Source organism: Virgibacillus sp. MSJ-26 (assembly GCF_018918075.1).
Classification (GTDB): domain Bacteria; phylum Bacillota; class Bacilli; order Bacillales; family Amphibacillaceae; genus MSJ-26.
Genome location: NZ_JAHLPW010000002.1, coordinates 144,057 through 157,502 on the forward strand (window position 1 = coordinate 144,057; position 13,446 = coordinate 157,502).

The 13,446-nt window shown below is 39.3% G+C and carries 9 protein-coding genes; 8 read left to right on the plus strand and 1 reads right to left on the minus strand.

Going from position 1 to position 13,446, the window contains the following annotated elements:
- The first annotated feature begins 24 nt into the window (after positions 1–24).
- The 7 genes from KQI49_RS01235 (at position 25) to KQI49_RS01265 (ending at position 8,819) form a co-directional block, all read left to right on the plus strand.
- Positions 25–531: a hypothetical protein gene (locus tag KQI49_RS01235; protein WP_216486008.1), complete on the plus strand. Its 507-nt coding sequence runs from the start codon at positions 25–27 to the stop codon at positions 529–531.
- A 42-nt stretch (positions 532–573) separates the two neighbouring features.
- A complete protein-coding gene (gene sipW, locus KQI49_RS01240; RefSeq protein ID WP_216486330.1) occupies positions 574–1,137 on the plus strand; it encodes a signal peptidase I SipW in 564 nt (187 codons plus the stop codon).
- 19 nt (positions 1,138–1,156) lie between these two features.
- Positions 1,157–1,729: a TasA family protein gene (locus tag KQI49_RS01245; protein WP_216486010.1), complete on the plus strand. Its 573-nt coding sequence runs from the start codon at positions 1,157–1,159 to the stop codon at positions 1,727–1,729.
- Positions 1,730–1,962: 233 nt separating this feature from the next.
- Positions 1,963–3,753, plus strand: coding sequence for a glycoside hydrolase family 10-like protein (locus KQI49_RS01250; RefSeq protein WP_216486011.1), 1,791 nt, complete (start codon positions 1,963–1,965; stop codon positions 3,751–3,753).
- A 426-nt stretch (positions 3,754–4,179) separates the two neighbouring features.
- Positions 4,180–6,696 carry a M14 family zinc carboxypeptidase gene (locus tag KQI49_RS01255; protein WP_253286600.1) on the plus strand — a complete coding sequence of 839 codons (2,517 nt, stop codon included), beginning with the start codon at positions 4,180–4,182 and terminating at the stop codon, positions 6,694–6,696.
- Positions 6,697–6,847: 151 nt separating this feature from the next.
- Positions 6,848–8,431 carry a Na+/H+ antiporter NhaC family protein gene (locus KQI49_RS01260; protein WP_216486013.1) on the plus strand — a complete coding sequence of 528 codons (1,584 nt, stop codon included), beginning with the start codon at positions 6,848–6,850 and terminating at the stop codon, positions 8,429–8,431.
- Between the two features lie 169 nt (positions 8,432–8,600).
- The gene (locus KQI49_RS01265) at positions 8,601–8,819 is read left to right on the plus strand and encodes a hypothetical protein (RefSeq protein ID WP_216486014.1); all 219 of its coding nucleotides are present in this window, start codon (positions 8,601–8,603) and stop codon (positions 8,817–8,819) included.
- A 41-nt stretch (positions 8,820–8,860) separates the two neighbouring features.
- Here KQI49_RS01265 and KQI49_RS01270 read toward each other — a convergent pair whose 3' ends face one another.
- The gene (locus KQI49_RS01270; RefSeq protein WP_216486015.1) at positions 8,861–11,677 is read right to left on the minus strand and encodes an FIMAH domain-containing protein; all 2,817 of its coding nucleotides are present in this window, start codon (positions 11,675–11,677) and stop codon (positions 8,861–8,863) included.
- A 601-nt stretch (positions 11,678–12,278) separates the two neighbouring features.
- On the opposite strand from KQI49_RS01270, the gene KQI49_RS01275 reads away from it, so the two are divergent.
- Positions 12,279–13,442 carry an ROK family transcriptional regulator gene (locus KQI49_RS01275; RefSeq protein ID WP_216486016.1) on the plus strand — a complete coding sequence of 388 codons (1,164 nt, stop codon included), beginning with the start codon at positions 12,279–12,281 and terminating at the stop codon, positions 13,440–13,442.
- Positions 13,443–13,446: the final 4 nt, after the last annotated feature.

Below are 13,446 nucleotides of genomic sequence, written 5' to 3' on the forward strand. Positions count from 1 at the left end.
AGGTATACCAGGGAGGAGAAAAAATTGAATCATCATATTAAAAAGAAACGAAAGACGGAAGGCGATAGATTTTTGGAAAATAAAAAGGAAACATCAAGACAGAGCATTTTAAAAATATTTTCTTTCAAAAAGCGAATTTGGTTCCAACTTTCTACCCTGGTATATCTCACATTTTTAATTTCAGCACTAATGGTTGCACCAACGACGGCTCACTTCACAAGTTCAGAAACGATTTCGGGAAAAATTGAAGTTGCTGATGAATTTGATGACGAAGATCAGGAAGAACAGAATGATGAAGACAAGATGAATGGAGAACATGAAAAAGAAGAAGAAGATTCGGATAAAAGCGAAAAAGATAAGGCAGAAGAACAACCGGAACAAAATGAACAGGACAATGAAGCTGATGAATCTGAGGCAGTAGAAACAGAGGATAAAGACGAGGAAGCAGATAAGGCAGATGATGTTGAATCAGATGAAAAAGTGGAAGAAAAAACGGATAACCAAGGAGAAGATACAGATGAAAAGGAATAATATGGCCTTTAAACTGAATGAATTGGGTGTGAGAACAACATGATGGTTAGACGTATTTTAAAAGTAATGAGCTCGTTAGTAACAACAGTTTTGTTCATCGTTCTGCTTTTAACCTTGTTTCTAGTTATCTCCACAAAAGCTTCTGGTGGGGAACCAAGCTTATTTGGCTATCAACTCAAAACTGTGTTATCAGGCTCAATGGAACCGGACATTAAAACGGGCTCAATCGTCGGCATTGAAGAAACTAAAGATCCAACAGCTTATCAGAAAGGCGACGTTATTACGTTCAGGACAGAAGACGACCTTCTCATCACACACAGAATTACCGAAGTTAAGCAAGATGGTGAGGTATATACTACAAAAGGTGATGCCAACAGTGCAGCGGATATAGACCCAGTTATGTCAGAGAATATCGTGGGTTCCTATACAGGATTTACGATTCCGTATCTAGGTTATGTCCTAAACTTCACTAATACGGCTGAAGGGGCTGCACTGCTTCTTATTGTACCTGGAGTATTGTTGTTGTTTTATTCAGGATTTATGATTTGGCAAGCTTTCCGCCAACTTGACAAAGAAAAGAAAGCGCTAAAAATCGATGAAAATTAAAAAACAGGAGGATGTTAAAATGGGAATCAAAAAACAAATTGGTATGGGAATTATGTCAGCAGCACTTGGTCTAACATTAGTCGGTGGAGGAACATTCGCTTATTTTAGTGATAGTGAGACGACGAGTAATACGTTTGCGGCGGGGACGCTTGATTTATCAGCTAACCCAACGACAATTGTGGATGTCGATGAGTTGACTCCTGGTGATTCTGTTACACGCGACTTTGAACTGCAAAACAATGGAACGCTTGATATTGACAAAGTGTTTCTAGAGACAGATTACACAGTTGACGGGGCTGCGAATTTTGCCAAGCATATTCAAGTAGAGTTTATGTATAATGCTGACAAAGCGGACGAAGTGATTTACGAAACGACACTGTATGAACTTAAAGAAATGAACCCTGAAGTAGTGGGTGAACACGTGCTGGATCCAGTACTAGGTTCAGGACTTGAAGCTGGTGGGGACGTAGATGACCTGGTTGTAAAGTTCACTTTCGTGGATGATGGTGAGGATCAGAACAACTTGCAAGGTGCTGAGTTGGAGTTAGAGTGGACGTTTACTGCTGTTCAGGGAGAAGGAGAAGAGAAGTAAGTCTAGCAATAGGCAGCAAGTCTACTAAAGATTTAACTAATAGTTCAATTGGTAGGAAAATGATCCAAACCAACTATCATGATGTTTCGCAATAAAAGTTACGATCTCGTTCTGCCGAATCAGGAAAGGACGAGATCGTTTTTTGTTAAATAACTTTGCAGGGAATGTGATTTTAACATTATCAACCAGACCTAACATAATAAAAAATATTATTAAAGTGAGGGTCATTGTATATGATGAAAAGTAAGCGATTGACATGGTTGATTATGAGTGTGCTTCTACTTTCAATGTTTTCTTTTAATCCCTTTCATGTAAGCGCATTCAATAGCGAGGACGATTATCCAAAATATGAAATGAGAGCAGCTTGGATATCCACGGTGACTAATATTGATTTGCAGCCGGGTATGGATGAAGTAGAATATCGGGCGTGGGCTGAGTCCACTATTGAGGAGCTAGAGAGAAAGAACTTCAATGCCGTTATTTTCCAAGTGAAGCCGACGTCAGATGCCTTATATCCGTCAGAACTGGCACCGTGGTCAAAGTATATTACAGGCGAAGAGCAGGGAACGGACCCAGGTTATGATCCTCTAGAAATCATGCTTGAAATCACACATGATTACGGAATAGAACTTCATGCTTGGATTAATCCATACCGCGTGACAATGGCAAGTGACTCGCTTGACGACTTGCATGAGGATAATATTGCGGTGAAACATCCAGAGTGGGTGGTGCATCATGGCAGCCAATATTATCTTGATCCAGGGATTCCCGAAGTACAAGACTATTTAATTGAAACGGTTGAAGAGCTTGTTGAAATTTATGATGTTGATGCAGTGCATATGGATGATTACTTTTATCCGGGTGTTGACTTTGATGATGAAGAGACCTATGAAGAATATGGTGAAGAATTTGATGATATAGGAGATTGGCGCCGTGATAATGTGAATGAACTTGTGGAAAATATCAATCTATCAATTAAAGAGATGAAGTCATGGGTGCAATTCGGAATTTCTCCTTCAGGTATTTGGCGCAATGTATCAGAAGACCCAACGGGAAGCGAGACAAATGGACAGGGGCACTATGACGCCCTTTTTGCTGATAGTCGATATTGGATTCAGGAAGAGCTTATCGACTACATCACCCCACAAATCTATTGGTCTAGAGATCTTGCTATAGCGAGTTATTCTGTTCTTCTTGACTGGTGGAGCAATGAAACGAAGGACTATGACGTCAATCTGTACATCGGGATGGCAGATTACAAGGTGAACAATAACTTTGATGAAGCATGGGAAAATCCACGTGAATTGCCTGAGCAGATTCTTGATAACAGGAGTAACGATGAAGTGAAGGGGCAAATGCATTTCACACTTCGCGATATATTAGCTAACGAGATTGGTTATCAAGATATTATTCAAGAAGAAATATACAATAAGAAAGCATTAACACCGGAAATTGCGTGGAATGGATCAGCAGCTCCCAAGCAACCAGCTGATGTTGAACTTATCAGAGAGGCTGGTGGAATGACAATCAATATTAAGCATGGAGATGAGGACGCTAGAAAATTTGCCATCTATCGTTCTGAAGTGGGCGAGACTATTGACTATCATAATCCAGATAATGTTGTCGGCATTGCCTATAACGAAGGTGATTCTGTATCATTCTTTGACGAAGAAGTAGATTTCGAACAACTCTATGCTTACGGGGTGACCTCATTGTCAAAGACGGGTATTGAAAGCATTGATGCGACAGAAGTGAATGAAGGAAACATCAATCAAATGAAAAATCGTGTTGACCTCTTGGTGGATGAGGGAGAAATCATAGATACGACGACTGCCCGCATGATTGACATGCATTTGACCGCGATTGATCACTTTGCAGAGACAGGGAAGGAAGACAAAGCGAGCAAGCATATGACTAATTTAACACAGATGCTTGGTGTCATGCAGGATCAAGAATTGATTTCCGACAAAGCAAAATCCATTCTTCATCAATATGCTAATTATTTATTAGGTGGTTGGCAATAGTTGATTTTGACAATAACAAAAGAGCTACCTCATGAGAATTGTACTAGTTCTCAGAGATAGCTTTTTTGTTTGGTAGCGAGGAGTGTGTAGGTTGTTAAAAGGCATCCGCACTTTTTTCTTGGAAATAAATATGGGTTACAGCAATCCGATGAGTAAGAGTTAATAGTTGATATAATATTTTGTATATTTAGACCTATTGAAATTATTTGAAATTTACCTTACATTAGTAATAACAGTCATAGAAAAACCATAACCTTAATATTACAACCAGATATTTAGCTTAAAGAAATGAAAAGTAATAAAGGTGATGAGGAGGGATTTATTTACGTAAAATAATGATAGCGTTTACATTGGTTGTTTAAAAGTTGTTTAAGTAAATGAAATAATGATGTTATTAAAAATCTTCTACTAATAAAAGGAGTGTATATGTTGAAAAAACGTTATATCTTTCCCTTTTTTATTGCGTTTATAGCTGCTTTAATTATTTTACCAGGGGTTAAAACGAGTTATGCGGAAACAACTTATAATCCTGTTCCATATGAAGATATAGGTGAAATACTTGAACAACATGAAAGAGAAAGTGATCGCATTTCTGTAGAAGTAATTGGGCAATCTGCTCTTGGATTAGACTTATATGCAGTTACTATTTTTGACCCTGAAGATGATGAAGGAATGGAAGAGTCAGAAAATTTACGTGACTTAATGATTGAAAATCCACAAAAAGCACAGGAATACGTAGATGAGAATCCTGATGTAAAGGTTCCATTTATGATCAATGGGTCAGTTCATGGTAATGAATATGCGGGTACAGATGCTGTACTAAAGCTTATTGAGCGCTTTGGTTATGAAAATGACGAAATAACGAATGAGATTCTTGATAACAATATATTAGTTTTCAATGTTGTTGCAAATCCAGACGGACGTGTTTTAGGAACACGACAAAATAGTAATGGGTATGACTTAAACCGTGATTTTGTAACCATTTCACAATCGGAAACTGATGCAAACATTGACTTAATTGTTGATTGGTTGCCGATGGTTCATTTGGATTTACACGGTTATGTTATACGATCAAATGAAACCCCTGGGCTTATAGAGCCAACAACCGCGCCGCATAACCCTAATAATGAACATGATTTATATGTTAAGTGGGCATTAAAACAGGCAGAAGCAATGGAAGAAGAAGTTGTTGAAAATAGAGATAACTTTGAAGACGAAATGTATAGAAATATGGAAGGTACCCATATACCGTATCGCGATGCTGAAGATGGATGGGATGATTATCCACCAATCTTCACACCTGGATACACAATGTATCATGGAGCGTATGTCGCCACATTAGAAACACCAACGAATAGTGTAGACGGTGTTGACTGGCATTACCATACTGTTATGGGGGCACTTAAGTTTGCTACGGAAAATAAGATTGACATGTTAAGTGATCAAATAGAAGTATTTAGGCGCGGCGTTGACTTTGATCACCCTCAAAATGAAGATGATTTCTTTCCAAGGGCATATGTATTGCCTGTTGATGAGGCAGATTCATCTGTAACGATGAAGGCTGTGAATCATTTATTGAAAAGCGGAATTGAAGTTAAGGAAGCGGAAACTTCATTCACTATTGATGGTGAGCATTACGAAGAGGGAACATATATAGTAAAAATGAACCAAGCAAGAGCAGGATTAGCAAACACTTTGTTGTGGGACGGAGAGGATATTACTGATCAAGTAAGTGCTATGTATGATATTTCAGGATGGAGTTTACCTGAATTATGGGGATTTGATGCCATTGCAACACATTCTTCAGTTGACTTAGATCTTAGTGATGTAGAAAAGGTTGAGTTAGAAAGTGAATTAGACGGGGTTGGTCCATATGAACTTAAAAATAGTTCAGTAGAATCTATCGCATTAGTGAACGAGTTGATACAGAACAATTATTCAGTTTATAAAGCACATAATGGACATTTTTATATTGAATCTGAAGAAGGATTAGATGAGATGGTAAGGCAGACACAAGGTCTTTTATTAAAGACTAAATCAATCCCTGAACATTCTACTTTACTGGAAGAAGTCTCAGTTGCCCTTTTAAAGACTCAGGGACAACCTGGAGCACTGACAGCGTTGAATCTTCTTGGATTTCAGGTGGATGAAATAGACCCTAAAGAGGTAGAGGATAAAGGATTAAAAGACTATGATGTTTTGGTTGTTAATGGCAGTGCTAATTATAAAAGTGATTCATATAAACAGAGAATTGAGACATTTATAGATGATGGTGGAAAATACATTGCGATTGGGGCCAATGCATCTGAAGAAGCCACTGAACTAGGCTTAGCTGATTTTACAGTTAATAGTGGAGGACGTAATAGCAATGGTATTGTGAAGATTAATTACCGTGATACGTCTTTGACAAAGGGATATGAAGATAATGATTTTGGATTTGTTTATAACCCAACATGGTATACGGATTTAGAAAGTGATAGATTAGTAGCTTCATATGCTGAGGAGGACTTTTTTCAAGCTGGCTTCTGGAAAAATAGTCAAACAGCAGAGGGACAGCCAGTTATAGCGAAAGGTCATCATCCTGGAGTCACATTTATAGGAATGGAAATAAGCTTTAGAGCACATCCGGAACATTTGTTTAGATTGTTTTCAAATGCCATTTATCCCAGTGATGAAACAAATCTGACAACTGTATCTGGAATGATAGAACGAGTAAATCGTTATGAAAGTGAAATAGAAAACGATGATGTGAAAAAAGCACTAAAAATACATTTAGAGTCGGTTAATCATTATGTGAAAAAGGAAGATGGATCAAAAGTTATTAAACATATGGAAGGTTTTGAGTTATTACTAAATCATTACCAAAATCAGGAGTCGATTTCTGATAAATTATACGGCATTTTAAAAATTGACACTCAATCTGTAATTAAAAAGTGGCAGTAACTTTTATTTTACCCAGTGGTTGAATAGTCAATCACTGGGTTCTCCCTCGTATCTCTGGAAAAGAAAATATTTACAGAAGATTAGAACTTATCACATTTAAGTAAAACTATTTTTTAAATTAGTGAATTAAATTCTAAGGAGGTCTTTATGGATGGATAATACAATCTGGTCGTTAGTTCCGCCGATACTAGCCATTATTATGGTGCTTGTTACCAGAAGAGTGTTGTTATCTCTTGGTGTTGGCATTATTGCTTCAGCTTTTTTTATTGCTAGTTTCAATTTCCCGGAATCATTTTCACTTATATGGGAGTCATTTAGATTAGTCTTTGTGGAAGATAATGCGTTAAATACGGGAAATGTGTATATTTTGTTGTTTGTGTTGATGCTCGGTATAATGACGGCTTTTGTTAGTATGATGGGCGGTACAAAAGCTTTTGGTGATTGGATGATTAAACGAGTGAGAACGCGTTCAAGTTCGCAAATTATGACGATGTTTTTAGGGATTGTCATTTTTATTGATGATTATTTTAATAGTTTAACCGTAGGCCCGATCGCTAGGCCGGTGACAGATAAACATCGGGTGTCCCGCGCAAAACTTGCTTATATTGTTGATTCAACAGCCGCTCCGGTTTCGGTTGTTGCTCCCATATCAAGCTGGGGCGCTTATATTATTGGAATCATTGCTTCTATCCTTGTAGCACAAAATGTAACGGAGTATGGGGCATTTGAAGCTTTTATTAAGATGATTCCGATGAATTTGTATGTATGGGCCGCGTTAGGAGTCGTCCTAGTCATTGCACTCAGACAAGTTGATTTTGGGCCGATGAAGAAACATGAAAATCGTGCAATCGAAACTGGGGAAGTGTCCAATCCAGAAAATAAAGAGCAGATAGACATTGAGACGAAACTACCAATGAGCAACGAAAATAAAATAAGTGATTTAATTTTACCAATCGGGATTCTATTTATCGCAACATTAGTTATTATATTTATTACTGGCTTTGGGGCAGTTGAGGGCGACAAAACATTAATGAATATATTTGGTGAAGCGGATGTGAACTTCGCATTATTTTGTGGTGGGATTATTGGGGTGATTACGACATTCTTGTTGTTTTCAAGGCACTTACGTAGTCAACAACTATCTATGAGAAACTTTAAAACAGGTGTGATTGAAGGAGCTAAATCAATGCTTCCTGCTTTTGCAATATTAATTTTTGCATGGGCAATCACGTTTTTAATTGGTGAGTTGGGGACAGGAAATTATTTAGCGGGGATTGTTGAATCATCTAATATAAGTTTATCCCTATTGCCAGTAATTGTGTTTATTATGGCAGGTTTTATAGCTTTTGCAACGGGGACATCTTGGGGATCATTCGCCTTATTATTACCCATTGCCGGGCAAATTGCTGGATCAACAGATATTTCTCTTTTATTACCAGTGCTAGCGGCGGTGCTAGGAGGCGCAGTCTTTGGTGATCACTGTTCGCCGATATCAGATACTACGATATTATCTGCGACAGGGGCAGGTTCTGAGTTGATGGATCATGTAACAACCCAGCTACTTTATGCACTTGTTGCGGCATTTATAGCGAGTTTGGGTTATTTAGGATTAGGACTATTTGGAAATATGTGGATAGGCCTTGGTATTGTTGTTATTAGTTTAGCTGTATTGTTTGCTGTGTTACGGCCGACAGATGATAAGAGCAAAATGGAGGAAGAGCCAATAGCGAAATAGCGATGGTGTAGTCGATAGATGGTTGTTGAAAAAAGGAGCTCCCCTTATTAGCTTTGGCTAGAATAAGGGGAGTTTTTTTAAACCTAGTTGGATTATATGATAAGGTTGAAAATGTTGCTCGCTCTGAGGTTTTACCTATTATGGAATTCGGTTTGGAGTGCGGCTTGGTTTGAGTCTTGCATGGGTACCCGGTACTGCAGATCGTCTTTGTGGGATTGTCGCGCGAGTTGGGGCAGATCCCGCTCGAGTTGGAGTGGATCCCGCTCGAGTTGGAGTGGTTTCCGCTCGAGTTGAGGCGGTTTCCGCTCGACCTAAGACAGATCCCGCGCGACCTGAAGCATTTCTCGCTCGAGAGCTATATTGCCAAATAAAAAAGATCAGCCCCTAGATAGTACACATCTAGGGGCTGATGCTGTCATTTTAATAATATTACTCCCATTTTTCAATGACAGTATCGGTTGCAGTTGTAAGGGATTCATGGACTTCTTTAGCTATTTGCTCATTGTCGTTGTAGAAATTTATAAGGTCTTTGAAGCCGTTCATATGTTTAATTAACTTTTCACCTTCTTCTTGATTTTCGTAGTGGCTCGATGCCATGAGGTGGAGTTGTAATGAACGAACAACTTCTTCATCTTTAATCGCTCCCTCTTCAGCAAACTGGTCAACTAATTCCAAAATCTCATTGACAGTATCAACTTCGGGGTCTGTTTGGTCATCGTCCTGTCCGTAACTTATTAAATTTGTAAAGATTCGGTAACCGCCGGGCACTTGATTGGCAATTTGACGATAGAAGACGAGATTTGTGTAAAGATATGTTCCTTCACCGTAATCTGCCATAAGAATACCACCGTCAAAAGGCTCTTCATCTGGGTCTGCCATGCTGACAAATGTTTCAAAGTTGTCATCCCAGTTCATCGGGAAGTATAGTCCTCTTTCTTGAACCCAGTCGTCCCAGTCAGCATCTGTAATGTTATTTGGGTAATTAAATAAATCATGATCAGGTTGTGTCATCGTGACTGGAGCACTCTCGTCAGTGACCCGCCATTCGATGGATGGCATGCCAATTTCCAGTGAATAGGGAAGTGTTTCCTCGATATCCCAATTATCCCCTGGTTTATGATATTGGAAAACGACATGTCCCCCATCAGCCGCATACTCTTTTAAGCGGTCGTTATTAGCGATGAGATCTTCGCGTGCTAAGTTTGCTCGGATGCCAGTGACGATTGTGTCATATTCACTTAAATCCGCTGAACTTAAATCTTCTTCTGTTAATTTCGTTACATCAAAACCGACATTTGCTAAATAATCAGCGACTTCATCAAAGCCACTTTCAATATAGCCGATTTTTAAGTTGTCTGGTTTTAACAGTTCAAAACTTGTTGCGTGTACTTTGGCAGGGTACTCAAAGTATTCATGATTAATATGGTCGTACGATATTTCTTGTATAGTTGAATCATATTCTTTTCCGTCCGATACTACCTTAATATGAATATCGAATTCACCCTCGTCAATATCCTCAGGAGGAATAATTGAAAACTCAACTTGCTCGGTATCAAAACGTTCTTCTAAATTTATCTTATGACTTTCTGGTTCGCTTTCCCATCCTTCTGGGAGATTGAGAGAAACATTTGCTTCTTTTTCACCTTCAAAGTAATTTTTAGCTTCAACTGCAACGGTGTAGCTATCTTGCAGTTCAGCGGTATTAATAACGACGTTTTCAGGATGTGTCGTGAGACTTATATCAGGTAATACAGCGACCGTGTCCTCGAAATTCAAAGTATTTTCGGACGTGGCGCCTCGTTCTTTTAATGAGACATTTGTTTGGACAACTGGTTCATCATATGGATGGTAAAGCGTCGCCTCTTCTGGCACGGTGAGGTTGAATTCTAGAGTTTCTGTTTCCCCAGGCTCGAGTTTGCTAATGTCTTTGGAGCCGTCGACGTCCCAAGAATTAGGAGCGGCAAGTGCTAACTCGATATGCTTCACGGTGAGCGAGCCGGTGTTTTCGACTTTTACCGTGGCAGTTGTTTGTTCACCTTGCGTGAGGACGGGTGAATTTAAAGTCGTTTCTATGTCAAGGCTTGAGCTGACGAGGCTGACTTCGTTTAATTGCTCTTCTTTAATTTCTAATTTGTGTATTAAATCGTGTTTAAGATCTGCGTCTAGATTTGTGTTTTCCGTTTTCTTCATTACTTTTTCGACGTCTTTTAATGCTTGATGTGCTTCTGGGAAGATGTCGTCGCGGTTTGGATAAGCATCGACAATGGTATCTAGTTTTTGTTGTAGTTTACTTAGTTGGTTGCTCAAGCCTTGATTCGTAACGAGGTCTGCCCAGTCGTTAAAATCGTATGGAATGCCTGAGAATAAATCACCATCATCGTCGACGGAATGGTCAACTAATTCTAAATGAAATTGTCTTGGCTCAACAGGGATGTCATTACCCATCCCCTGACTTTTATGCAGGTAGCGTGACGCCTCGCCAATCTGCGGGTATGACATATCGTAAATAGGATCATAATCCCCGATTTCAAGTGACGTTGTCGCCGTGTCCTCTGATTCGGCAGGTAAATATAATTTTTTCATCTGCCAAATAGATAGCCCTTCGTCTAAGTGTTCAGGATACACATCAGGATCGGCGGCGTCCTCAAACGCTTGCTCACTCAAAATCGTTGCTGCTCGATGGTGGCCGTGTTGATTCTCTACATTACGGAACGAAGGCATCACAATATCCGGCTGATACTCACGAATGAAACGGATAAATCGCTCATACGTTAAATCTTCGCCCCATTTTTCTAGCGTTTCTTCAGGAGATTTGGAGAAACCAAAATCATAAATCGAATCGGACGTCGTTTCACTTAAATGATAAGCCTTCACACCAGTCACGTCAGCGGCTTCAATCATTTCATTGGAGCGGATAATGCCAAGCCCATCCCCAAGTTCACTGCCGATTTCATTTTGTCCACCTTCCCCGCGATTGGCGATGAGGCTTGACGTCTTCACACCTAGCCCGCGCGAAAGATAAGCCAATAAATCACTTCGCTCATCATCCGGATGAGCACCCGTGTTTAGGAAAGTCACCGTCGTATTTAACGGATTTATAACATTCCACAATTCATCGTCCTGTTCCATATCGAGCGTCGTGTCTTGTACCTGGCTATGTTGTGGTAACGTTTCGGCTAATCCATGAATCGGTAAAAGGAATAGGACTAGCGTGAGTGAGAATAAAATATGAATGAGTTTCTTCATAATGTAACCCCTTTCATTTTATTTCGGACTTGTTAACATGTCGTCTTATTGTTAGTCATAGTCTGGTCAGAGTTCTACCGTTTGTATGCGCTCGTTTTATGGATTATTTTTAAAAAAAGGGGGGGTAAGGAAAATGTGTCGCTATCCATAAAACGAATCATTCATAGTAAGTAAAGTGAACTAACCAACTAACAGTAAATTATACGACATGTTAAAACAAATCTCTTACTTCAAATTAGCAATTTAGTAGAAAAATGTAAATAGTCAATTAATACTATTTAATCATTGGTTAATTTGGCTTAGTGATAAGGATTACATTAATTTATTCTAATTTTTTCAATTTTCCACTTTACAAATGCAAGGGCTTACATTATACTCGAGGTGATTGGTTAGTTAGGCTTACTAACTAATGGATCATTAGAGCTTCAATTCTAAAATACGATTTTGGAAGAGAGAACATCATATATAATACATTCAACTAGTGGAAGAAACTAAGGACAGTAAGTTATCAACTCGGATACATGATTTGCTTTTTAAATATTCAATTTTCCATTTTAGAGCAAGGTCGTTAAAGTGAAAAAATGTCTAAGGGGTTTATGTTATGCAAAGAGAAAGTGTGGCAGGTAGTAAGATAGTTAATACGAGAAATGTGCTTAATTGTATTGTCGACGAGCGAGCGTTGTCACGATCAGATATCTCGAAAAAGCTGAGTTTAAGTAAGCCGACGGTATCTTTGATTGTAAAAGAATTGCTTGAAGACCGTTGGATTTATGAGACGGGGAGCGGTCATGCGTCGGTTGGTGGAGGCAGGAAGCCAGTCCAGTTGGCATTCAATGCAAAGAGATCTTACTTAATCGGCATTGATATAGGTGGAACAAGTGTCACATTAGGACTGACTGATCTTAATGGTGAAGTTTGTGCGCATCGTGAATTTCCGACCCAACAGCATTTACATAGTGATTTATTTAAAGAGATTGAGCGCTGCGTGGATTCGATGAAGAGTCAGTTGCGACTGGAAGATGCTGATATTCTTGGCGTGGGGGTAGGTGTCCCAGGTATAACCAATGTGGAGGAAGGGCTTGTGATTGAAGCCCCTGCGCTGGAATGGGAGCATTTTCCTGTGCGAGAGAAACTTCAAGAAACTTTTGATTTTCCTATCTATGTTGATAATGATGTGAATAGTGTTGTATTAGGGGAGCATTGGAAAGGCGCTGCAAATGATAAAACAAATTTGATTTATATCGCGATTGGGACGGGGATTGGTAGTGGCATTATTATCAATGGTGAATTATATCGCGGCAGCAATTATAGTGCTGGGGAGATGGGGTATATTGTCACAGATCGTGAGAATGTTGAAAAATATAAACCTGTTTACGAAGGTTATGGCTATTTGGAAGGTGTGGCGAGTGGCTCGTCGATTAGTCATCGTTTATCGAGCAGGTTAGGAAGAGCCGTCACGGCCAAGGAGGCGTTTGAACTTTATGCTGAGAACGACGCTGATGCGGTGAGCGTGATTGATTTTGCGATTGATAATTTAGGTATTGGGATCGCGAATTATGTTTCTCTTTTTGATCCAGAAGTTGTTATTTTAGGAGGTGGTGTCAGTAAATCTTTTCAGTTGGTTAGTGAGCAGTTGATTGACATCATAAGACAGCATACGCCGCAACGTTGTGAGGTGGTGCAGACAACATTGGGGGAAGAGGCTGGGATTATAGGGGCTGTGGCTCTGTTTTTGGAGGAACATGATTTACCACTAAATATTTAAGGTG